This window comes from Streptomyces sp. NPDC024698 (genome assembly GCF_055559015.1).
Genome location: NZ_JBVHLK010000015.1, coordinates 35,451 through 57,573 on the forward strand (window position 1 = coordinate 35,451; position 22,123 = coordinate 57,573).

Consider the following 22,123-nt stretch of genomic DNA (forward strand, 5'->3'; position numbering starts at 1 on the left):
AGCGGCCCGGACCGTGCACTCCGCTACCGCTGCGCCCCCCTGGTCGGTGTGGGGACGGCCCCGGTCCGGGCCGCGGAGGGGCGGGCGGTCGCGGGGGCGGAGGTCTGTGCGGCCGACGGCCCACGGCTGAAGGTGGGCGCGCCGGTCGTCCGCGCCGTGGGAACGGGGGTGGTGCGCGGCGCCGAGGGCCGGGCGGACGAACCGACCCCGCCCGGACGGGGGCTGACGGGCCCGGGCGACACCGACGGCGTGGGCTCGGCCGGCGGACCGGTCACGGACGGCGGGGCCAGCGGAACCACCGGGGCCACGGGCGCCTCGGGTGCGGCCGACCGCAGCGGCAGCACGACGAGGGCGCCGACGGCACACGCCACCGCCGCCCCGGCCGCGGCCTTCACCAGCCGGCGCCGGACCGCGCCCCTGCGGATCGCCTCGTAGCGGCCGGGCGGGGGCGAGAGATACGCGGACGGGGGCCGCATGATGACGGCGAGCGGGTCGTCGGGGCCGAAGTCCGGGCCGTCGTCAGAGTGTGTGATCAAGACTTCTCCTCAGGTGGGCGCGGAGCAGTTCGCGGGCCGCGTGGAGATCGGCCTTGATCGTTCCTTCCTTGCGCCCGGTCAGCGCCGCCACCTCCCGGATCGGCATGTCAGCGTAGTAGTGCAGCAGGATCGGTACGCGCAGCCGTTCGGGCAGCGACTGCACGAGCAGCCGTACGGACGGATCGGCCTGCTCGTTGCGGGGCCCGACGACGGCCTCGGTGGTGGCCCGGTGCACGGCCCGGCGTTCCCGCTCCAGCTTGCGCCAGTGGTCCCGGACGAGGTTGGCCGCCGTGACGTAGAGGAACCCCCGTGGCTCGGCGACGGAGGTCCAGCGGGACCAGAGCCGGGTGAACGCCTCCGAGGCGATCTCGTGGGCCGTCCCCTCGTCGTCGACGAGACGGCGGCACCAGCCGGCGAGGCGCGGATAGAGGGCGGCGAACAGCTCGGAAGCCGCCTTCTCGCGGGACCCTTTCAACATTCTCCATGGTCGTGACGGTGCCGACGGGATGGATCCCGGGCCGCGGGGGTACGGCCCGCCGGCCCGGGATCCCTGACGGCCTGTGGGGGTCAGGGGCTCGTCGAGGTCAGGGCCGCGAACACGATCACGTTGTCGCGGTAGCCCGTTCCGGAGCGGGGGCCGCCGCAGGTGATGAGCCGCAGCTCCGGGCGGTCCACGTCGCCGTAGACCGCGTCCGCCGGGAAGTCGGCCTTGGCGACTGTACGGACCTCGCCGACGGTGAATCCGGCCGACCTGCCGTTCTCCAGGCGCACCACGATCCGGTCACCGCGGCGCAGTCGCGCGAGGTGACGGAAGACGCCGTCGCCGTACGTGCCGACCGTGACATGGCCGAGGATCACCGAGGGGCCCTTCTGACCGGGCGTCGGCGAGTGGCGGTACCAGCCGGCCAGGTCGTGCGAGGCGATCGGGGGCACCTGTACGCCGCCGCCCGGACCCAGTCCGAGCCGCATCAGCGGGGTGTCGACCCCGATGGCCGGTATCCGCAGCCCGACCGGCACCGAACGCGGCAGCGCACGCACCGGCTTGCCGTCGGACGGCGCGCCGGACTGCGCGCTCCCGGGCCGTACCGCCGCGGTGGCTCCGGCGGTCCGCCGGTCCGCGGCCGGAGGGGCCTGGTGGCCGCCGCAGCCCATGAGCAGCGCGGCCGACACCACGGTGACGAAGGCGCGCCTGGAGAAGGACGTCATTCCCCGGTCGCCCGCCGACGGCGCACGACGAAGACCGCCCCGCCCGCGGCGATCACGGCGGCGGCGCTCCCGCCGATGAGCCCGGCCGAGCCCGAGGAGTTCGTTCCGGCCGAGGCCACTCCGGTGTCGGGCGCCCCGTTCGGCCGTACGGAGACCTGCGCCGAGCCCGGCGCCCGCGTCGGCGCGGCGCTGGGAACGGCGGAGGGCGCCCGGGTCGGGGTGGGGCTCGCCTGGGCCGGAGCCGCGGAGGGGCGCGCCGAGGCCGGAGCCGCGGAGACGCTCGGACGGGCCGTGGGACGCGGGGAGCTCCCGTCGGCGAACGCGGGCACGGTGCCCACGAGGACGGCGGTGCACGCGACTGCCGCGGCGCTGAAGACGGTTCGGCGCATGAATCGCTCTCTTTCGTCGGTCCGCCCGCCCTGGACGACGGGCGGGCTGCTTACGGATCGAGCGGAGAGACGAACCGGCGGCGGACCGGGTTGTAAAGAGACGGCAAAGCGTCGGGAGGGGTGGTGCGGAGACGGCGCCCCGGAGGGCAGGCGGCCCCGGTTCACGAGCTCATGGACTCGATGGACTCGATGGACTCGCCGAGCTCGCGCGCGGCAGGGGCTCAGGGGTTCACAGGCCCGCGATCGCGTTCCAGCGCTTGGCGAACTCCGTGCGTTCGTCGGCGGTGATGTCCCGGGCGATCGCGAGGCGCTTACGCATCGTCGCGTCCGGGAAGATCAGCGGGTCCTCGGCGAGGGCGGCGGTGTCCTTGTCCTTGGAGGAGGCGAGGACGTCCTGGGCGGCGGGGACCGGACAGACGTAGTTGACCCAGGCGGCCAGCTCGGCGGCGACCTCCGGCTCGTAGTAGTAGTCGATGAGCTTCTCCGCGTTGGCCTTGTGCCGGGCCAGGTTGGGGATCATCAGCGACTCGGCCCACAGTTCGGCGCCCTCCTCGGGGACGACGAAACGGATGTCGGGGTTGTCGGCCTGGAGCTGGATCACGTCGCCCGAGTAGGCCTGGCAGGCCAGCACGTCCCCGCCGGCCAGGTCCTTGATGTAGTCGTTGCCGGTGAAGCGGCGGATCTGACCGCGCCGGACCTGCTTCTCGACCTGGTCGCACACCTGGTGGAAGTCGTCGGCCCGCCACTTCGCGATGTCGACGCCGTTGCCCTGCATGAGCAGCGCGAACGCCTCGTCCAGACCGGACAGGAGGGTGACGCGGCCCTTGAGGTCGCCGGCCCACAGATCGGACACGTGCCGGATCTCGCGGCCGACCTTGCGGCGGTTGTACGCGATGCCGGTGATGCCCGACTGCCATGGCACCGAGGACGTGCGGCCGGGGTCGAACGCGGGCGAACTCAGCAGTGGATCAAGGTACTTGGCGACGTTCGGCTGCCGGGTCCGGTCCATCTCCTGGACCCAGCCGAGCCGGACGAAACGGGCGCACATCCAGTCGCTGATGACGATGAGGTCGCGGCCGGTGCGCTGGTGGTTCATCAGCGACGGCGAGATCTTGCCGAAGAACTCGTCGTTGTCGTTGATCTCCTCGATGTAGTCGACGGAGATCCCGGTGCGCTTCTCGAAGGCCTCCAGTGTCGGCCGCCGCGTGGTGTCCTCGTCGTCGGTGTCGATGTAGAGCGGCCAGTTCGCCCAGGTGAGCCGCTTCTCCGTGGCGGAGAGGTCGGCTCCGGTCCGGTCACCCGGTCCCACGTACGCCGCCGGCACCCCGCATCCCGCGAGCGCTCCGAGCGCGGCACCGCCGCCCAGGGCGCGCAGCAGGGACCGGCGGGACGGGGTCGAGGTCTTGCGATTCACTGGCACGCGCGAAGCATGCCGACCCCGGCTCGGTCCGGACAATGGACGCAGCGTCGATCAGTCGCCCGGCGACCCGACACCCTGTCGACCGGTTCGCGGGAGCGGCGACGGACCGGGCGCGTGAAGCACGGCCGGAGGGGAACAGCGTGGCCCCGGACGGGATCAACTCCCGTCCGGGGCCACGTGGTTCATGCGAGCGGAGCGCGAACGCCGGCGCGTGGCCGGCCCGCGGTCAGCCGTCCAGCGACGTCATCACGTGCTTGATGCGCGTGTAGTCCTCGAAGCCGTAGCCCGACAGGTCCTTGCCGTAGCCGGACTTCTTGAAGCCGCCGTGCGGCATCTCGGCGACCAGCGGGATGTGGGTGTTGATCCACACGCAGCCGAAGTCGAGGGACTTGGACAGGCGCATCGCGCGGCCGTGGTCCTTGGTCCAGACGGAGGACGCCAGCGCGTAGTCGACGCCGTTGGCCCACTCGATGGCCTGCGCCTCGTCCGCGAAGGACTGGACGGTGATGACCGGGCCGAAGACCTCGTTCTGGATGATCTCGTCGTCCTGCTTGAGGCCCGAGACGACGGTCGCGGCGTAGAAGTAGCCCTTGTCGCCGACCTGCTTGCCGCCCGCCTCGACCTTGGCGTGCGCGGGCAGCCGCTCGATGAACCCGGCGACCTGCTTGAGCTGGTTGGGGTTGTTCAGCGGGCCGTAGAGCACGTCCTCGTCGTCCGGCTGGCCGGTCTTCGTCTCGGCCGCGGCCTTGGCGAGGGCGGTGACGAACTCGTCGTGGATGGACTCCTGGACGAGGACGCGGGTGGCGGCCGTACAGTCCTGGCCCGCGTTGAAGAAGCCCGCGACCGAGATGTCCTCGACGGCCTTGGCGATGTCGGTGTCCTCGAAGACGACGACCGGGGCCTTGCCGCCCAGCTCCAGGTGGACGCGCTTGACGTCCTTGGACGCCGACTCGGCGACGGAGATGCCCGCGCGGACGGAGCCGGTGATGGACGCCATCGCAGGGGTCGGGTGCTCGACCATCGCGCGGCCGGTGTCGCGGTCGCCGCAGACGACGTTGAAGACGCCCTTGGGCAGGATGCCGCCGAGGATGTCGGCGATCAGGACGGTGGAGGCCGGGGTGGTGTCCGAGGGCTTCAGGACGACCGTGTTGCCCGCGGCGAGCGCCGGGGCGAACTTCCATACGGCCATCATCATCGGGTAGTTCCACGGCGCGACCTGGGCGCAGACGCCGACCGGCTCGCGGCGGACGATCGAGGTCATGCCCTCCATGTACTCGCCGGCCGAGCGGCCTTCGAGCATGCGGGCGGCACCCGCGAAGAAGCGGATCTGGTCCACCATCGGCGGGATTTCCTCGGACCGGGTCAGACCGATCGGCTTGCCGGTGTTCTCCACCTCGGCCGCGATCAGCTCCTCGGCCCGCTCCTCGAACGCGTCCGCGATCTTCAGGAGGGCCTTCTGGCGTTCGGAGGGCGTCTTGTCCCGCCACTCCGGGAAGGCCGCGGCGGCGGCCGCCATGGCGGCATCGACGTCCGCCTGGCCGGAGAGCGGCGCGGTCGCGTACGCCTCGCCGGTCGCGGGGTTGACCACCTCCGTGGTCCGTCCATCGGCGGCATCGCGGAACTCTCCGTCGATGTGATTACGCAGACGACGCAGCTCGGTGCTCACTGCCCGGCCCTCCTGTCGGATGTCCAACGACCCAGGTGTCCACTACCTGAGATGTCTGGATCCCCACCCTAATCCGTGACTCCGCGTTTTCAACACCCCCGAACGGCTCAGAACTGCGAAATCCGCAAGACACGTACCCGTAAACAACGAATTTCATCGCCCGAACCTTGCGGAACGGTCGATACGTCGTGCACAGTGGGGTCGTGGTCAGTCGAAGCGCGGAACCAAGGGACTCCCGCGAGTCCAGGAACGGCAGTCCCCAGTTGGACACCGTCTCCCTCGCCATCATCGAGCAGCTCCAGCAGGACGGACGCCGCCCGTACGCCGCGATCGGCAAGGCCGTGGGCCTCTCCGAGGCCGCCGTGCGCCAGCGGGTCCAGAAGCTGCTCGACCAGGGCGTCATGCAGATCGTCGCCGTCACGGACCCGCTCACCGTGGGATTCCGCCGGCAGGCGATGGTCGGCGTCACCGTCGAGGGCGACCTCGACCCGGTGGCCGAAGCGCTCGCTGCCATGTCGGAAGTCGAGTACGTGGTGATGACCGCGGGCTCGTTCGACATCCTCGCCGAGATCGTCTGCGAGGACGACGACCACCTGCTGGACGTCATCAACAAACGCATCCGGGCCCTGCCCGGCGTGCGCTCCACCGAGAGCTTCGTCTACCTCAAGCTCAAGAAGCAGACCTACATGTGGGGAACCCGATAACCGTGAGCACCAAGGACCTCAGCAAGACCGCGTACGACCACCTGTGGATGCACTTCACCCGCATGTCCTCGTACGAGAACGCGCCCGTTCCCACGATCGTCCGTGGTGAGGGCACCTACATCTACGACGACAAGGGCAAGAAGTACCTCGACGGTCTCGCGGGCCTGTTCGTGGTCCAGGCCGGTCACGGCCGCCGGGAACTGGCCGAGGTGGCCGCGAAGCAGGCCGCCGAGCTGGCCTTCTTCCCCATCTGGTCCTACGCCCACCCCAAGGCCGTGGAACTGGCCGAGCGCCTCGCCCACCACGCGCCCGGCGACCTGAACAAGGTCTTCTTCACCACCGGCGGCGGCGAGGCCGTCGAGACCGCGTGGAAGCTCGCCAAGCAGTACTTCAAGTTGCAGGGCAAGCCGACCAAGTACAAGGTCATCTCGCGCGCGGTCGCCTACCACGGCACCCCGCAGGGCGCCCTGTCCATCACCGGCCTGCCGGCCCTGAAGGCCCCCTTCGAGCCGCTGGTCCCCGGTGCCCACAAGGTCCCCAACACCAACATCTACCGCGCCCCGCTCTTCGGCGACGACCCCGAGGCCTACGGCCGCTGGGCCGCCGACCAGATCGAGCAGGAGATCCTCTTCGAGGGCCCCGAGACCGTCGCCGCGGTCTTCCTGGAGCCGGTGCAGAACGCCGGCGGCTGCTTCCCGCCGCCGCCCGGTTACTTCCAGCGCGTGCGCGAGATCTGCGACCAGTACGACGTGCTGCTGGTCTCGGACGAGGTCATCTGTGCCTTCGGCCGCCTCGGCACGATGTTCGGCTGCGACAAGTTCGGCTACGTACCGGACATGATCACCTGCGCCAAGGGCATGACCTCGGGCTACTCCCCGATCGGCGCGTGCATCGTCTCGGACCGCGTCGCCGAGCCGTTCTACAAGGGCGACAACACGTTCCTGCACGGCTACACCTTCGGCGGCCACCCGGTCTCCGCGGCCGTGGGCCTCGCCAACCTCGACCTGTTCGAGCGCGAGGGCCTCAACCAGCACGTGCTGGACAACGAGGCGAACTTCCTGAACACCCTCCAGAAGCTGCACGACCTGCCGATCGTCGGCGACGTCCGCGGCAACGGCTTCTTCTACGGCATCGAGCTGGTGAAGGACAAGGCCACCAAGGAGACCTTCACGGACGAGGAGTCGGAGCGCGTGCTCTACGGCTTCGTCTCCAAGAAGCTCTTCGAGTACGGCCTCTACTGCCGCGCCGACGACCGCGGTGACCCGGTCATCCAGCTGTCGCCGCCGCTGATCTCCGACCAGTCGACGTTCGACGAGATCGAGGGGATCGTCCGTCAGGTCCTGACGGAGGCGTGGACCAAGCTCTGACCGCACCCCGCGGATCCTCCGCCGCGAGCCCGGGCCCGCCGTCCTCCCCCAGGGCGGGCCCCGGTCTCCCGTCCGGCTGATCACCCCGGCCCCGGTGCCGCCCGTTCGAGTGAGAATGGGCGGCCCGGGGCCGCGTGCTGTCCGCCCTCCCGGCCCCGACTCCTTAGCGTGCCCTGTAACCGATCGGCCCTGCCTTCGTTCCCCCGTCCGGGGGACCGAGCGACCTCGAAGAGATCGCCGGGCACGGCACATCAGCTCGGAACGAGGTGTACGCGATGGTGGCCCCGCCTGACAACGACGTGCTCTGGGCACGCGCCCTGCACGTCGAGCACAACGGCTCGCCCGCGCTCAGCGGCGTCTCGCTCGGCGTCCGTGAGGGCGAGATCCTCGCCGTCGGCGGCCCGCGCGGCAGCGGCAAGACGACCCTCCTGCGCTGTCTGTCCGGACAGCTGCTGCCGCAGCGGGGCGAGGTCTGGTTCAACAGCCTGCCCGTGCACACCATGGGCCGGCTCACCCGCGAGCGGCTGCGCAGGGACCGGTTCGGCTGGATCGACCCGTCCCCGACGCTGATCCCCGAGCTGAACGCCTGGGAGAACACCGCCCTGCCGCTGATGCTGCGCGGCTGGACCCGCAGGGCCGCCAAGACCGCCGCCCTGGAGTGGCTGAAGCGCCTGGACATCGGCGGCTGCGCCCGCAAGCGCCCGCACGCCCTGCTCCAGTCCGAGCGGCAGCGCGTGGCCGTCGCCCGCGCCCTCGCCCCCGCGCCCACCGTGCTGTTCGCCGACGAGCCGACCGCGCCGCTGCACCGCGCCGACCAGGTCCTCGTGCTGCGCACCCTCACCTCGGCGGCCCGGTCGCACGGCATCACCGTCGTCCTCGCCACCCACGACCCGGACACCGCGGCCCTCGCCGACCGCACGGTGTCCCTGCTCGACGGACGGCGCGTGAACACCGTCCACCTGCCCCCGGTCGCCGAGACGGAAGGCCGGGCCGCGTGCTCGCTCTCCGTCTAGCCCGCGGGGGCCGCCCCCTCGTCCAGCTCCGCCGGCTCCTGGTCGCCGCCGCCTCCGCGGGCACCGGGTTCCTGCTGCTGTGCACGCTGGGATACGCGATGAGCCATCCGGACGCCTCGGCCGCCGGCGCGCTGCGCCTGGCCTGGTGCGTCGTTCCCCTCGCCGCCACGGTCTACTTCGCCGTCGCGGTGGCCCGTACCGACCCCGCCACCCGGCCCCGGTCCGGTCTGTCCGCCCTCGGCCTCGGTCCGGGCCGGCTGATGGCGATCTCCGCCGCCACCACGGCCCTGTCCACGTTCCTCGGTTCGCTGCTCGCCCTGCTCCTCTTCCTCCATCTGCGCGGCGACCTGACCGGCGTCCCGTTCGGCGGAACACCGGCGGACTTCCTCGCCTCCGGCCAGTCCCTGCCCCTGCCCGCGGCCCTGACGCTGCTCGGCCTGGTACCCGCCGCGGCCTCCGGGGCGGCGGCCCTGGCGCTGCGGCCCCGCGGCCAGGGTCCCGCGCGGGCCGTGTGGTCGTACGGCCGTACCTGGATGTCGTCCCGGCCGAGCACGGCCGCGAGCGCTCAGCGGCCCGGTACCCGCGGCGGCGGACGGCCCGCGGACGGCACGGGCGTCACCCCACCCGTCGGGCCCAGGTCCTCCGCGGCGCCCGGCACGGCCGAGGGTCCGACCGTGACCGCGCTCGGCGACGGTCTCCGGACCGCACCGGCGGGCGACGACGGTGGCGCCCCGCGGGCGCCCGGTCCCCTCGCGGACGGCTCCGGCGGCCCCCACTTCGACGACTTCCACTGGACGGCCGCGGCCTACGCCTCCGGGGAGATCCCGGGGACGGCGGCACCGGACCGTCCTGCGGCCATGGCCGACGGACCGGCCGCCGCGGCCCCGGCGGCTCCCGTCCGTCACGAGCGGCTCGCCTCGTACGAGCGCCCGGACCCGCCGTACGGGGACACGGACACGGCGTACGAGGGCGCGGTCGTGCCCGGTGCGCGCCCGGACCGGCGCCGGGCCGCCGAGGCCGGTTCCCGCTCGCTGCCGGCCCCGCTGTCCTACCCCAACGGGCTTCCCTGGGGCGCCGCCACCCTGGCGGCGGGGTTGGCCGTGGAGACGTACGCGAGCCGTTCGCGCCCCGCGCCCGCGCTCGCCCTGCCCGGCGGCTTCGCCGGGGGTCCTGCCGGGGTCCTGCTCGGCTGGGTGCTGACGGCGGTCGGGCTGGCCCTGGCCGGGCCCGCGATCACGTATCTGTGCGGCTGGCTGCTCCAGGCCGTACGGCCGGGCGCGCTGCGCCTGCTGGCCGGGCGGGTGCTCCAGGCGGAGGCGAAGCGCATCGGGCAGCCGCTCGGCGTGGTGTGCGCGGTGGCGTCGGGCGGCTTCGCCGTGACGACGCTGTACACCGGCGCCCGGCCCGCGTTCGGTCCGCTGACCACCCTCGGCGCCCTGCTGGTCGCCGGGTGCACGTTGCTGACCCTGGCGACCGCCGCCGTCGAGGCGAAGCAGGCACGTGCCGACACCACGGCGGCGCTGCTGCGGCTGGGGGCGCCCGCCTCGATGCTGCGCGGCGCCACGGCCCTGCGCGCCGGTGTGCTGTTCGTCGTGTTCGCCTCGCTGACCTGGGCGGTCGCCGAACTGGCCGCGATCCCCCTGATCGGCTGACCGGTCCGCGGGCGGGCCGGCCGGGGCGCCCGCGGACCGCTCCGCGCGATCTCCCGGAGAAAAGGTCCGGGCCACCGATGACTTCCGGGCGGGCCCCCGGTCTACCCCGGCGAACGGCACCACACCGACAGGAGAACCTCGCATGTACCAGCAGATGATCTTCGTGAACCTGCCCGTGTCCGACGTCGCCGCATCCAGGAAGTTCTTCACGGAGCTCGGCTACTCGATCAACCCCCAGTTCTCCACCGACGACTGCGCCTGTGTGGTCATCAGCGACACGATCATCGCGATGCTGCTCAGCAAGCAGCGGTACGCGGACTTCACCAAGAAGGAGATCGCGGACGCGACGAAGACCAGCGAGGTGCTGCTGTGTCTGAGCGCCGAGAGCCGCGGGAAGGTCGACGAGCTCGTCGACGCGGCCATCGCGGCGGGCGGCTCGGGAACCGGCGAGGCGCAGGACCAGGGCTTCATGTACGGCCGCGCCTTCGACGACCTGGACGGCCACACCTGGGAGGTCATGTGGATGGACCCGGCGGCGGTCCAGAGCTGACCACCCCCACCGGACGAGCTTCGGGGGCCGGCGCGCGGCACAGGGGTCCGCACGCCGGCCCTCGCTGTGTCCCAGCGACACCCAACTCCGGGCACCCGGCCGCCGGGACGGTCGCGCCGCACCTGCCGCACGGTCACCCGCCCCGCGGGCGCCCGCACTCCGGACCACGGCCACAGCCCCGGGGCACACCGGCCTCCGGTCCCCCGGGACGTAACGGACCCCGGTCCCGCGGAGGTGCCGGAGCCTGGCACCCCGGGTGGCACCGGGCCCTGGCGTCCCGGGCGGCAGCCCCTAGCATGGGCGGGTGCTGCCGACTCCCCGTCATGTCTCCCCCGACCGTGAGATCGAATCCCTCGCCGAGTTCGACGAGGTAGTCTCGGCGGGCGGTGCTCTCGCCGGATTCCGTGTCCAGGCCGTCGATCTGACCGCTCGTACACGGGAGTTGCTCTCCTCGGACACCACGGGTGCCGTGTTCCTCGGCTGCCCGATGGAGCCCGAGGCGGCGGCGCGGGTCCGGGCCTCGGGCGCGCTCGTCTTCCCGCCCGTACCCGGCCTCCCGCTCGACCCCTACCGCGGCCGCCTCTACTCCCCCGACGAGCTCTTCGCCTCGCTGGACACCGGGTACGAGGCGACGCCCGACGCCCGCGCGTACGCCTGGTTCCAGCGGACCAAGGCCGACGGCGACATATTCGCCTCGACGGTGCGCGCCCTCCACGACGACTCCGTCTCGGACGCGCTCGACGAACTCCTCGTCGGCGCGCGGGTGGTCGGGGTGATGGGCGGCCACGCGATGGCGCGCGGCACCGAGGCCTACGCGGGGGCCGCCCGGCTCGGCCGCACCCTCGCGCGCTCCGGACTCCTGGTGGCCACCGGCGGTGGACCGGGCGCGATGGAGGCGGCCAACCTCGGCGCGTACGCGGCCCCGTTCGACGACGCCATGCTCGACGAGGCGCTGCGCGTGCTGGCCGCCGTCCCCTCGTTCACGCCGTCCGTCACCGACTGGGTGCGAGCCGCGTTCGAGGTGCGCGAGCGCTGGCCCTCGGGCGGCCCCTCGGTCGGCGTCCCCACCTGGTTCTACGGCCACGAACCGCCGAACGCCTTCGCCGCCCACATCGCCAAGTACTTTGCCAACGCGACCCGCGAGGACGGCCTGCTGGCCCGCTCGAACGCGGGCGTCGTGTTCCTGCCGGGCGCCGCCGGGACCGTACAGGAGATCTTCGACAACGCGACCCCCAACTACTACGGGTCCAAGGGCGAGCCGACCCCCATGGTCCTGGTGGACCGGGTGCACTGGACCGAGAGGTTCCCGGCCTGGGAGTTGCTCAGGGCGCTGGCCAGGGAACGGGCCATGGAATCGCGGATCGCCCTCGTCGACAAGGTCGATGACGCTCCGCAGGCACTCAAACACTTGACAGGTTAACGACTCGGCAAAGCCAACGCCGAGGCCGCGCATATGCATTGACAGCCCTTAGGTCGCACTTATAAACCTGTGAAACCTCTGGGGGTGCTGTTGCTGGAATGAACTACAGCAAATCCCCCTACACCCCCCGCAGTTGCGCAACCTGTGAAGGGCAATCGTGTCCATATCTCGACGCACCGCACGTTCCGTGCGAATCCTCGGCGTTGCCTCCGCCTCTGCCGCGCTCGCGCTCGGCGTCGCCGGCAACGCACTCGCTTGCAACATCGGTGACTTCTCGGCTGCCGCCACCTGTGACGGCAACGGGAAGGGCATCATCACCGTGACCGACATCGACGCCTCCGCCAAGGAGGCCACGGTCACGGTCTTCCTGGAGCGCAATGGCGCCGACGACCACCAGGTCGGCACCGCGCAGACCGTCACCGGCAGCAAGAACGGTGCCACCGTCTCCTTCTCGGAGGACTGGGCGCCCAAGGCCGAGTACCGGATCCACGTCAGCGTCCCGAAGGTCCTGGACAAGGACCTCCCTCAGAACCTGGTGACGAAGGACGAGGCCTGCTCCACGAAGTCGGAGTCCCCGTCCCCGTCGGCGAGCCCGGAGCCGTCGGAGTCCGCCCCCTCGGCGACTCCCTCGGACTCGGCGAGCCCGTCGGAGTCGGAGAGCAGTGCCGCTCCGGCCACCCCGGGCGACAACCAGCCGTCCGCGGCCGCCGGTGAGTCCAACCTCGCCGAGACCGGTGCGAACTCCAACACCCCGATGATCGCCGGTATCGCCGGTGCGCTCGTCGTCGTCGGTGGCGGAGCGGTCTTCTTCGGCATGCGCCGCCGTGGCGCCTCGAAGGCGAGCTGACCCGCACCCTGAACGACCGTGTGGCCCGCCCCCGTCGAGGGGGCGGGCCACACGGCTGTCCGGACGTTCCGTTCAACCCGCCCGCTGTGCGGCGCTCTTCGCGGCGGCCCGCGTCCCGGGCGCCCCGGGATCTCCCAGGACGACGATCTCGGCGGCGTCGAACTCCACCCCGACCACGTCCCCGGGCTCCGGCGCCTCCCGCAGCGCGCACGCCGCCTCCAGCCGGGGCGCGCCCTCGGGCTGAAGCTGTACGGCGACGTGTGTGCCCCGGAAGGTGCGTGCGGCGACCGTGCAGCGTAGCCCGTCCCCCGCGGCCACGAGCCGTACCCCCGCGGGCCGTACGAGCAGCGTGCCGGGCCCCTGGACGGCGCCTTCTGGCACCGGGACCCTGCCCCACGGGGTGTCGGCGACCGCCCTGCCCACCACCGCCTCGACCACGTTGTCGAAGCCGAGGAAACGGGCCACGAAGGCGTCCGCGGGGTGCTGCCAGACGTCGAGGGGCGTACCGGACTGGGCGATCCGTCCGTCCCGCATCACCAGCACCCGGTCCGCGAGCGCGAAGGCCTCGCCCTGGTCGTGTGTGACGGCGAGCACCGTCGTGCCCAACTCGCCGAAGAGCCGGCGGAGTTCGACGACGAGCCGTTCCCGCAGCGAGCGGTCGAGCTGACCGAGCGGTTCGTCGAGCATCAGCAGCCTCGGGCGCGGCGCCAGGGCACGGGCCAGCGCGACGCGCTGCTGTTCGCCTCCGGAGAGCGAGGCGACCGCCCGGTCCCGGGCTCCGGGCAGGCCGACGAGATCGAGCAGTTCCCCGACCCGGGCCGCCTGCCCGCTCCTCGACGCGCCCTGCATCCGCAGCCCGAAGGCGACGTTGCCGCCGACGTCCCGCTGCGGGAAGAGCTGGTGGTCCTGGAACATCAGGCCGACGCCCCGCTTGTGCGCGGGGACGTTCGCCTGGTCCTGTCCGTCGAGGAGCACCCGGCCCGCGTCCAGGGGCTGGAGACCGGCCACCGCCCGCAGCAGGGTGGACTTGCCGCTGCCGCTCGGCCCGAGCACGCACACGATCTCGTGCTCGGCGACCTCCAGGTCGACGGCGTCGAGCACGGGCCGCCCGCCGAAGCGTACGGTCGCGCCTTGAAGGCTCAGCAGCATCTAGAACTCCCCGGTCCGGTCGGTCCGTACCCGCTCCAACAGCAGCAGCGACACCGCGCACACCACCATGAGGATCGTCGAAAGGGCCATCGCCTGGCCGTAGTTGAGATCGCCCGCGCGCCCGAGCAGCCGGGCCACGGCGACCGGCAGCGTCGGGTTGTCGGGCCGTGCGATGAAGACGGTCGCCCCGAACTCCCCGAGGGAGACGGCGAAGGCGAAGCCCGCCGCGATCAGCAGCGCCCGCCGCACCATCGGCAGATCGACCTCGCGCCACACCCGCCAGGGCGACGCCCCGAGGACGGCCGCGGCCTCCCGCAGCCGCCCGTCCACCGCGCGCAGCACGGGCAGCATGGTCCGTACGACGAAGGGCACGCCCACCAGGGCCTGCGCCAGCGGCACCAGGATCCAGCTCGCGCGCAGATCGAGCGGCGGCTCGTCCAGGGCGATCAGGAATCCGAAGCCGACGGTGACCGCGGAGACGCCGAGCGGGAGCATCAGCAGGGCGTCGAAGCCCCGCATCAGCCGGCCGGCCCGCCGGGTGAGGGCGGCGGCGGCCAGACCGCCGATGAGCACGGCGATGACGGTGGCGGCGAGCGCGTACTCCAGCGAGTTGCCGACCGCCTCGATGGGAGCCACGAGGAAGACGTTTCCGTCGTCGTGGGCCAGGGCCCGGTAGTAGCCGAATCCCGGGGCGCCAAGGGACCGCTGGACGAGGACGGCGAGCGGCAGCACCAGCAGGACCGCGATGCTCACCAGCACGCCTGTGAGGAGCGCCCACTGCCCGGCGCCGCGCGGGCGGCGCGCGGTGGTGCCGGGGGCGACCAGACGCAGGGCGGTCTCCCGTCGCCGCACGGTCGCCGCGTGCACGGCGAGGATCGCGCCGACCGCCACGAACTGGACGATCGTCAGTACCGCCGCCGTGGTGAGGTCGAAGATCTCGGAGGTCTGCCGGTAGATCTCGACCTCCAGGGTCGAGAACGTGGGGCCGCCGAGGATCTGGACCACTCCGAAGGAGGTGAAGGTGAAGAGGAAGACCATGAGGGCGGCGGCGGCCACGGCGGGTCCGAGCGCCGGCAGCGTCACCCGGCGCCAGGCGGCGAGGCGCGAGGCGCCGAGCATGCGCGCGGCGTCCTCCTGGCGCGGGTCGAGCTGCGACCAGAGCCCGCCGACGGTGCGTACGACGACGGCGTAGTTGAAGAAGACGTGCGCGAGCAGGATCGCCCACACGGTGGTGTCCAGGCGTATGCCCGCCAGCTCGTCGAGCAGCCCGCCGCGGCCGACCAGCGCGAGGAACGCGGTGCCGACGACCACGGTCGGCAGCACGAAGGGCACCGTCACCACGGCCCGCAGAACCTGCTTGCCCCGGAATTCGAAGCGTGCGAAGACATATGCGCCGGGGAGGGCGACCAGCAGTGTGAGGGCCGTCGAGGCGAGCGCCTGCCAGGTGGTGAACCACAGCACGTGCCGGATGTCGGACCGGGTGGCGACGTCCCAGATCCGGCCGAGCTGCCAGCCGCCGTCCCCGTGGAGGCCGCGCGAGACGATCGCGGCGACGGGGTAGGCGAAGAACACCGCGAAGAACGCGACGGGCAGTGCCATCAGGGCGAACCGCGCCGCGTCACCTCCGCGCCCCGGGCGGGCGCCCGGCTGCCCGCCGGGTGCACCGGCCGGGGCCGGCGCGCCGGGCTCCGCCGGTGTGCCGCCCCGCGCCGTCGCGTCGGCTACTTCAGTACGAGCGAGGTCCACGACTTGACCCACTGGTCGCGGTCGGCGGCGATCTTCGCGGGCGCCAGGATCTCGGGATCCTTGGCCTGCGGACCGTACTGCGTGAACTCCGCGGGCACCCGGGCGCCCTCACGGACCGGGTAGACGAACATGTTGAGCGGCATGTCCTCCTGGAACTCCTTGGTGAGCAGGAAGTCCAGGAACGCCTTGCCGCCCTTGGCGTTCTTGGCGTGGCTGAGCAGACCCGCGTACTCCACCTGCCGGAAGCAGGTGCCGTCCGCGACCCCGGTGGGGGCCGTGGCGGGCTTGGGGTCGCCGTAGATGACCTCGGCGGGGGGCGAGGAGGCGTACGAGACCACGAGCGGCCGGTCGGCCTTGGCCTTCTTCCCGCCTGCGGACCCCGAGAACTCGTCGTTGTACGCCTGCTCCCAGCCGTCCACGACCTTCACGCCGTTGGCCTTGAGCTTCTTCCAGTAGCCCTGCCAGTTGTCGTCGCCGTAGTGGGCGGCGGACCCCAGCAGGAAGCCGAGGCCGGGCGAGGACGTGGCGGCGTTCTCCGTGACGAGGAGGTTCTTGTACGCGGGCTTGACCAGGTCGTCGAAGGACCGCGGCGGCGCCAGCTTGTGCTCGCTGAAGTAGGCCTTGTCGTAGTTGACGCAGATGTCGCCCGTGTCGATGGGCGTGACCCGGTGCTTGTCCTGGTCGGTCCGGTACTGGGGAAGGACCAGGTCCGCGCCCTTGGCCGTGTACGGCTGGAACAGCCCGTTGTCGAGCGCGCGGGAGAGCAGGGTGTTGTCGACGCCGAAGAAGACGTCGCCCTGGGGGTTGTCCTTGGTCAGGATCGCCTTGTTCACGGCCTGCCCGGCGTCGCCGTCCTTGAGGACGCGGACCTTGTAGCCGGACTGCTTCTCGAAGTCCGCCAGGACGTTCTTCGACACGAGCCACGAGTCATGGCTGACCAGCGTGATCGTCCTGGAGTCGCCCGAGCCGGCGGCGTCGGACGAGCCGCACGCGGACAGCGCGGGCAGGGCGACGAGGCCGAGCCCGGCGGCCAGGACGGCGAACCTTCTGCCGCTGCCGAGGGTGGTGCTGATGTTCACTGATTCCTCCTGGGTGACCAGGAAGAGACGCGGCCCTGCCCGGGACCTCTGACGGTTCCCGGGCAGGGCGCAACAGCTTGAGTAATGACCGAACTTCCTACCCAGAATGACCTGGGCAAGGTTCAGAGGGTCTGCGGTCTGTCCCGCACTCTCAGCGCTGTGGCGCTCCCCTGTCGGAATACGAAGATGTCGGACGGTGACGCCGCCGGACGGTGGTCCGTCCGGCTGCGACGGTGCCGGACCACGCGCTGGGCGAGGGACCGACTCGGTTCAGCCTACCGCTCGGTCGCGGCGAGCTGACCACACGCTCCGTCGATCTCCTGGCCCCGGGTGTCCCGGACGGTCACCGTGACGCCATGGGCCGCGATCGCCTCGACGAACGCCTTCTCGTCCTCGGGGCGCGAAGCGGTCCACTTCGAGCCCGGGGTCGGGTTCAGCGGGATGAGGTTGACGTGCACGGGCTTGCCCTTGAGCATCCGCCCGAGCCGGTCACCACGCCACGCCTGGTCGTTGATGTCGCGGATCAGGGCGTACTCGATGGACAGGCGCCGCCCGGTCCGGTCCGCGTACCCCCAGCCGGCGTCCAGCACCTCGCGCACCTTCCACCGCGTGTTCACGGGGACGAGGGTGTCGCGCAGTTCGTCGTCCGGGGCGTGCAGCGAGATCGCGAGCCGGCACTTGAAGCCCTCGTCCGTGAACCGGTTGATGGCGGGGACCAGCCCGACCGTCGACACGGTGATTCCGCGCTGGGAGAGCCCGAGGCCGTCCGGCTCGGGGTCGGTCAGGGCCCGGATCGCCCCGACCACGCGCTTGTAGTTGGCGAGCGGCTCGCCCATCCCCATGAAGACGATGTTGCTCAGCCGCGCCGGGCCCCCGGGGATCTCGCCGTCACGCAGCGCGCGCATGCCGTCGACGATCTGGTGCACGATCTCGCCGGTCGACAGGTTGCGGTCGAGGCCCGCCTGTCCGGTGGCGCAGAACGGGCAGTTCATCCCGCAGCCCGCCTGCGAGCTGATGCACATGGTGACCCGGTCCGGGTAGCGCATCAGCACGGACTCGACGAGCGTGCCGTCGAAGAGCCGCCACAGGGTCTTGCGGGTGGTCTCCTGGTCGGTCGACAGGTGCCGGACGACCGTCATCAGCTCGGGAAGCAGTGCTTCCTGGAGCTTGCCGCGCGAGGCGGCCGGGATGTCCGTCCACTCGGCGGGGTCGTGCGCGTACCGGGCGAAGTAGTGCTGCGAGAGCTGCTTGGCGCGAAACGGCTTCTCACCGATCGCGGCAACCGCCTCTTTGCGCTCGGCGGGCGTGAGATCGGCAAGGTGCCGCGGCGGCTTCTTGGCTCCGCGCGGCGCTACGAAAGTGAGTTCTCCGGGCTTCGGCATAACCCTTCCAGTGTCGCAGATCAATGACACCGGCCCGGGCCGGAGCGGGGTGGGGGCGGTCACCCACGGGTGCCGCCTGTCGGCTTCGGTCGACCTCGCACGGCCCGGGGACGGCCCGGCACGGTCCTCGGTCGGACCCTCGTGGCGATGTCAGTGCCGGTGGCTACGGTGCGACAACCATCGAGCGCGACTCATCGGGGAGGGGCCATGGGAGCCAAAACAGGACTGCTCATCTACGCGGATGACGAGGTGCCTGGCCTGCTGCGACAGGCGGGGTCGGCGGACCGGCCGCGGACGTCCGAGATGATGCGTCGCCTCTACCCGGGCTGGGAGATCGAACAGCTCCCCGGCTCGACGCTGGGAGGCGGCGTGTACCCACCGAAGGACACGGCGTACGCCGCGAGCCGACCGGGCCTGGAGATCGTCTGCGACCAACGGGTGATGATCGACTTCCCGTCCCGGCTTCCCGAGCACCTCGTCGCGGCGAGCGCCGGCCGACGGCTCGTCCTGCATGCCATGCACAGCGTCGTCGACTGGCTCGCGTTCGCGGTGTGGGAGGACGGGCGCCTGGTCCGCTCCCTGAGCCTGTCGCCGGACAGCGGCATCATCGAGAACATCGGCGAACCGCTCGCTTTCGAGCTGCCCTACTGGGCCGGCGACCGCCCCGCGGACATCACCCCCTGGCCCGACGAGGACGAAGAGCCGTACCCGCTGCCCTTCCACCCTCTGGACCTGGGCGAAGACGCCCTGCGCGCACTCTGCGGCTTCGTCCGGGAGGGCCGCCCAGAACCTGACGACATCGACGCATACGGCGTCGACCTCCACGGATTCCACGTGCGGGACCCTCACGGACCTGACCCTACCGAGGAAGAAGCGACGTTGAAAAGGATCATGGAAACCATGGGGCCACCACGCTTCTACACGCTGGGCCCCGATGGCTCACTGATCGAGTGCGAGGGCCTGTAGCCCACGACCTCTTCGTGCCGAAGCAACTTAGGTGGGAGCTAGGCCTTGAGCCGGTGGGCCTTGAGCCGGTGGGCCTTGAGCCGGTGGGCCTTGGACCTGCTCTGAGGCCCGCGGACGTTCGTCTCCGGGGCGGCCGTGGCCTGGATCCGGAACTGGACGGATACCTGCTCCTCACCAGGACCGAACCGCCAAAGGGAACGCCCACGCCTTTCACATCCCGCGATGGTCCGCACTCGCCCGCGCTTTGCGCTGCTGCGAGTCCGTATTGCAGGCAGTTGAAATTCAGACGAGAAGCAGTCTTTGCTCAATCCGGCAATTTGCCCGATAAGCGCCTGTTGATTATCGGGGGTTGGTGATGCGATCGTCTCCATGAAGAAAATCGTGACGCTCGCTGCCGCCGTCACATTCGCGCTTCGCTCATGGCGGGGACTGCCAGCGCTGCTCCGATGCCCGTAGTACCGCACCCGTGGGACCAGCGGGTCAAGTGTCAGACGAACGACCCGGAGGGCAGGCACATCGTCACCCGCTACGGCAACTCGGAGCTGGGCTGGTATCACTTCACCGGTCGTCACAACATCAAGAAGCATCAGCGGGGAAACACATGTCCGGCATGGGCCAGGCTGTGAACTCTCCTGAACCGGACATCGAGCAGGCGGCCGCGTCCCGTCTACTCGATCTCGTTCGTTCTTTCATCACGATGCATGTGTCGTGGAAGCCGCTCTTCATCGGGGCGGTCATCACGGGCGACGACGGTATGCGCCTCTATTTCCGTTCACCTGAGCGGCATCGTACATACGGTGTGGACGTGCTGATCAGCCATACAGGGCCCGGCCTGCTCGGCGCCATGGTTTCCCCCGCGTTCCTGGCGAACGAACATCTGCATAAACCTTCCGACGATCCGCACTGCGATGTGATCGTGGACCTCACTGACTAGCGGGGTGGGGCGGTCACCCGCGGGCGCCGCCCGTCCCCTGTCATGATCCGGAAGGGCCTTCGGCGGTGTGCGCCTAGGTCAGCGGCAGCCGCGTCCCGCCGTGGCGGGAGCCGTGTCCGCGGTCGGGCCCGCACAGCAGCCGCCTCCCCCGCGGACAGCCTCGGTGCCGGCGCCGTCGCGGGAGTCGGAGGTGGTGCCCTCGCCGACAGGGGCGGCCGTCACGCTCGGGCCGAGGGTGTCGGTGTCGGCCTTGACCACGTAGATCTCCCAGGGTTCCTTGCCAGGGGCGTGGACCCAGACCTTGTCCTGGAGGGCGTAGCAGCAGGAGGTGTCCTTCTCCTCCAAGGCGGCCAGGCCGGCGTCCTTCAGCCGGGAGGTGGCGGCCTCGACCTGCTCGCTCGACTCGACTTCGACGCCGAGGTGGTCGAGGCGGGTCTCCTCGCCGGGCCCGCCCTCGATCAGGACGAGCTTGAGCGGAGGCTCCACGACGGCGAAGTTCGCGTAGCCCTCGCGCCGCTTGGCGGGCTCGGTGCCGAAGAGCTTGGAGTAGAAGGTGATCGACGCTTCGAGATCACTCACCCGCAGGGCGAGCTGGGCACGGGACACGGCAGGACTCCATCCGCTTGTATTGATGTCTGTCGATATAGACGTTGCACCTTGGGGCGAGATTCGTCAACATAGAAGTATGTCGAAGCAGGAACTTGTGGTGCTCGGACAGGACGACCGTTCCGACGGCTGCTGCCCCGGGCTGCTGGCCGCGCCGCTGGACGAGGACCGGGCCGCCGATCTGGCGAGGATCTTCAAGGCGCTGGGGGACCCGGTACGACTGCGACTGCTGTCGCTGATCGCGTCACGGGCGGGCGGCGAGGTCTGCGTGTGCGACCTGACCCCGGCGTTCGACCTGTCCCAGCCGACGATCTCGCACCACCTCAAGCTGCTCAGGCAGGCGGGCCTGATCGACTGCGAGCGCCGCGGCACCTGGGTCTACTACTGGGTGCTGCCCGCCGCCCTGGACCGGCTCTCGGCGTTCCTGACCACCGCGCGGAAGGCCGAGGCGACCACGTGAGCACACCCCCCGAACAGCCCCTCAAAGGCCCGGCGACGAGTGCGCCCGGCGGGATCCGCATCGCCGCGATGACGGCCGAGCACGCGGACGAGGTCCTGGCCATCTATCAGCACGACATCGACGAGGGCGACTCCACCTTCGAGACCACGGCCCCGCCCTGGGAGAGGTTCGACAAGGCCAAGCTTCCGCAGCATCGCTATGTCGCCTTGGAGACCCGGGACGCCACGGACACCCCCGGCCGGGTGCTCGGCTGGGTCGCCGCGTCACGGGTCTCGGACCGCTGCGCGTACGCCGGTGTCGTCGAGCACTCCGTGTACGTCCATCCGGACGCTCGTGGCCGGGGCATCGGGCGCGCCCTGCTGGACACCTTCGTCGCCTCGACCGAGGCCGCGGGCATCTGGACCATCCAGTCGGGCGTCTTCCCCGAGAACACCGGCAGCCTGGCCCTGCACGCGGCGGCGGGATTCCGGGTCATCGGCACCCGCGAACGCATCGGCCGGCGCCACGGCACATGGCGCGACGTCGTCCTCATCGAACGCCGGAGCCCGGTGATCTCGTGACCTGGCCCCGGGCCCCGCTAGGCGCCGGGCGGCCGGAAGTCGACCTGCCTGCGGGCGGCCTCGTCGATCTCTTCGAGGGTGAGGAGCGGCGTGGCCCTGGTCTGGAGCGCGCCGCTGGCCTTGACGCCGAGGCTGACGGCGGCCATGGAGACCGTGTCGGGGAAGTCGAGGACGCACACGAAGTCGTCCTCCCCGAAGGAGAAGTACATGACCTCGACCCTCCCGCCGAGGCCCGCGACCACCTGTTCGACGGCGGCACGACGGCCGCTCGCCCCTTCCTTCAGCACACCCTTGGCGCCCTCGGGCGTGTAGCGGGCCTGGATGAGGAACTTCGGCATTGGAGTGCTCCCTGCCCGTGACGAGTCCGGTACGGGGATGACCTTCCCGCTGCCGCCCCGGCCGCCGGTCGGCGACCGGGGGATTCACTCGTACGGCTCCGGCGAGCACCCGACCACCCGGCGGCCCGGGCGG

At 71.3% G+C, this 22,123-nt stretch carries 23 protein-coding genes; 11 read left to right on the plus strand and 12 right to left on the minus strand.

Features of this window, described 5'->3' with window-relative positions; translation table 11 throughout:
• Nucleotides 1–23: 23 nt before the first annotated feature.
• From ACZ4AA_RS27325 to ACZ4AA_RS27350, 6 genes are all read right to left on the minus strand, one after another.
• Complete coding sequence (locus tag ACZ4AA_RS27325; RefSeq protein ID WP_467608420.1) at nt 24–536, minus strand: hypothetical protein; 513 nt, start codon at nt 534–536, stop codon at nt 24–26.
• Nucleotides 520–1,011, minus strand: coding sequence for an RNA polymerase sigma factor (locus tag ACZ4AA_RS27330; protein WP_467608813.1), 492 nt, complete (start codon nt 1,009–1,011; stop codon nt 520–522). The genes ACZ4AA_RS27325 and ACZ4AA_RS27330 overlap by 17 nt, the downstream gene beginning before the upstream one ends.
• A gap of 92 nt (nt 1,012–1,103) precedes the next feature.
• Entirely contained in the window at nt 1,104–1,742 is a 639-nt protein-coding gene (locus tag ACZ4AA_RS27335) for a class F sortase (RefSeq protein ID WP_467608423.1), read from the minus strand.
• On the minus strand, nt 1,739–2,131 hold the full coding sequence (locus ACZ4AA_RS27340) for a sortase-dependent protein (protein WP_467608428.1): 393 nt from the start codon (nt 2,129–2,131) through the stop codon (nt 1,739–1,741). The genes ACZ4AA_RS27335 and ACZ4AA_RS27340 overlap by 4 nt, the downstream gene beginning before the upstream one ends.
• Nucleotides 2,132–2,360: 229 nt before the next feature.
• Nucleotides 2,361–3,551 (minus strand): polyamine ABC transporter substrate-binding protein, encoded by a 1,191-nt coding sequence (locus ACZ4AA_RS27345; protein WP_467608433.1) that lies wholly within the window; start codon nt 3,549–3,551, stop codon nt 2,361–2,363.
• A gap of 226 nt (nt 3,552–3,777) precedes the next feature.
• Entirely contained in the window at nt 3,778–5,217 is a 1,440-nt protein-coding gene (locus ACZ4AA_RS27350) for a gamma-aminobutyraldehyde dehydrogenase (protein ID WP_467608437.1), read from the minus strand.
• Between the two features lie 188 nt (nt 5,218–5,405).
• Here ACZ4AA_RS27350 and ACZ4AA_RS27355 point away from each other — a divergent pair, with 188 nt between their 5' ends.
• From ACZ4AA_RS27355 to ACZ4AA_RS27385, 7 genes are all read left to right on the plus strand, one after another.
• Nucleotides 5,406–5,921, plus strand: coding sequence for an Lrp/AsnC family transcriptional regulator (locus ACZ4AA_RS27355; protein ID WP_339131888.1), 516 nt, complete (start codon nt 5,406–5,408; stop codon nt 5,919–5,921).
• Nucleotides 5,906–7,288 (plus strand): aspartate aminotransferase family protein, encoded by a 1,383-nt coding sequence (locus ACZ4AA_RS27360; RefSeq protein ID WP_467608448.1) that lies wholly within the window; start codon nt 5,906–5,908, stop codon nt 7,286–7,288. The genes ACZ4AA_RS27355 and ACZ4AA_RS27360 overlap by 16 nt, the downstream gene beginning before the upstream one ends.
• 275 nt (nt 7,289–7,563) lie before the next feature.
• The gene (locus ACZ4AA_RS27365) at nt 7,564–8,301 is read left to right on the plus strand and encodes an ABC transporter ATP-binding protein (RefSeq protein ID WP_467608452.1); all 738 of its coding nucleotides are present in this window, start codon (nt 7,564–7,566) and stop codon (nt 8,299–8,301) included.
• Nucleotides 8,283–9,953, plus strand: a complete 1,671-nt coding sequence (locus tag ACZ4AA_RS27370; RefSeq protein ID WP_467608456.1) for a hypothetical protein — start codon at nt 8,283–8,285, stop codon at nt 9,951–9,953. Before ACZ4AA_RS27365 ends, ACZ4AA_RS27370 begins: the two co-directional genes overlap by 19 nt.
• A 142-nt stretch (nt 9,954–10,095) precedes the next feature.
• Nucleotides 10,096–10,503: a VOC family protein gene (locus tag ACZ4AA_RS27375; protein WP_467608459.1), complete on the plus strand. Its 408-nt coding sequence runs from the start codon at nt 10,096–10,098 to the stop codon at nt 10,501–10,503.
• A 307-nt stretch (nt 10,504–10,810) separates the two neighbouring features.
• Nucleotides 10,811–11,923, plus strand: a complete 1,113-nt coding sequence (locus ACZ4AA_RS27380; protein WP_467608820.1) for an LOG family protein — start codon at nt 10,811–10,813, stop codon at nt 11,921–11,923.
• A gap of 187 nt (nt 11,924–12,110) precedes the next feature.
• Nucleotides 12,111–12,770: an LAETG motif-containing sortase-dependent surface protein gene (locus ACZ4AA_RS27385; RefSeq protein ID WP_467608464.1), complete on the plus strand. Its 660-nt coding sequence runs from the start codon at nt 12,111–12,113 to the stop codon at nt 12,768–12,770.
• 72 nt (nt 12,771–12,842) lie between these two features.
• On the opposite strand, the gene ACZ4AA_RS27390 is transcribed toward ACZ4AA_RS27385, so the two are convergent.
• From ACZ4AA_RS27390 to rlmN, 4 genes are all read right to left on the minus strand, one after another.
• Nucleotides 12,843–13,919: an ABC transporter ATP-binding protein gene (locus tag ACZ4AA_RS27390; protein ID WP_467608467.1), complete on the minus strand. Its 1,077-nt coding sequence runs from the start codon at nt 13,917–13,919 to the stop codon at nt 12,843–12,845.
• The gene (locus ACZ4AA_RS27395; RefSeq protein ID WP_467608471.1) at nt 13,920–15,665 is read right to left on the minus strand and encodes an ABC transporter permease; all 1,746 of its coding nucleotides are present in this window, start codon (nt 15,663–15,665) and stop codon (nt 13,920–13,922) included. It lies immediately after the preceding gene.
• On the minus strand, nt 15,641–16,744 hold the full coding sequence (locus ACZ4AA_RS27400; RefSeq protein WP_467608473.1) for a thiamine ABC transporter substrate-binding protein: 1,104 nt from the start codon (nt 16,742–16,744) through the stop codon (nt 15,641–15,643). Before ACZ4AA_RS27400 ends, ACZ4AA_RS27395 begins: the two co-directional genes overlap by 25 nt.
• A 275-nt stretch (nt 16,745–17,019) precedes the next feature.
• Nucleotides 17,020–18,126 carry a dual-specificity RNA methyltransferase RlmN gene (gene rlmN, locus ACZ4AA_RS27405; RefSeq protein WP_467608476.1) on the minus strand — a complete coding sequence of 369 codons (1,107 nt, stop codon included), beginning with the start codon at nt 18,124–18,126 and terminating at the stop codon, nt 17,020–17,022.
• A 207-nt stretch (nt 18,127–18,333) separates the two neighbouring features.
• Between rlmN and ACZ4AA_RS27410 the strand changes: the two genes are divergently transcribed.
• Nucleotides 18,334–19,092, plus strand: coding sequence for a DUF6928 family protein (locus ACZ4AA_RS27410; protein WP_467608479.1), 759 nt, complete (start codon nt 18,334–18,336; stop codon nt 19,090–19,092).
• 601 nt (nt 19,093–19,693) lie between these two features.
• Nucleotides 19,694–20,026: a hypothetical protein gene (locus tag ACZ4AA_RS27415; protein WP_467608481.1), complete on the plus strand. Its 333-nt coding sequence runs from the start codon at nt 19,694–19,696 to the stop codon at nt 20,024–20,026.
• A gap of 78 nt (nt 20,027–20,104) precedes the next feature.
• Here ACZ4AA_RS27415 and ACZ4AA_RS27420 read toward each other — a convergent pair whose 3' ends face one another.
• The gene (locus tag ACZ4AA_RS27420; protein ID WP_467608486.1) at nt 20,105–20,632 is read right to left on the minus strand and encodes an ArsI/CadI family heavy metal resistance metalloenzyme; all 528 of its coding nucleotides are present in this window, start codon (nt 20,630–20,632) and stop codon (nt 20,105–20,107) included.
• 79 nt (nt 20,633–20,711) lie between these two features.
• On the opposite strand from ACZ4AA_RS27420, the gene ACZ4AA_RS27425 reads away from it, so the two are divergent.
• Both ACZ4AA_RS27425 and ACZ4AA_RS27430 read left to right on the plus strand, forming a co-directional pair.
• Nucleotides 20,712–21,092, plus strand: coding sequence for an ArsR/SmtB family transcription factor (locus ACZ4AA_RS27425; RefSeq protein ID WP_467608491.1), 381 nt, complete (start codon nt 20,712–20,714; stop codon nt 21,090–21,092).
• 68 nt (nt 21,093–21,160) lie between these two features.
• A complete protein-coding gene (locus ACZ4AA_RS27430; protein WP_467608823.1) occupies nt 21,161–21,652 on the plus strand; it encodes a GNAT family N-acetyltransferase in 492 nt (163 codons plus the stop codon).
• Nucleotides 21,653–21,669: 17 nt separating this feature from the next.
• Here ACZ4AA_RS27430 and ACZ4AA_RS27435 read toward each other — a convergent pair whose 3' ends face one another.
• A complete protein-coding gene (locus ACZ4AA_RS27435) occupies nt 21,670–21,990 on the minus strand; it encodes a GYD domain-containing protein (RefSeq protein ID WP_467608497.1) in 321 nt (106 codons plus the stop codon).
• Between the last annotated feature and the right edge of the window lie 133 nt (nt 21,991–22,123).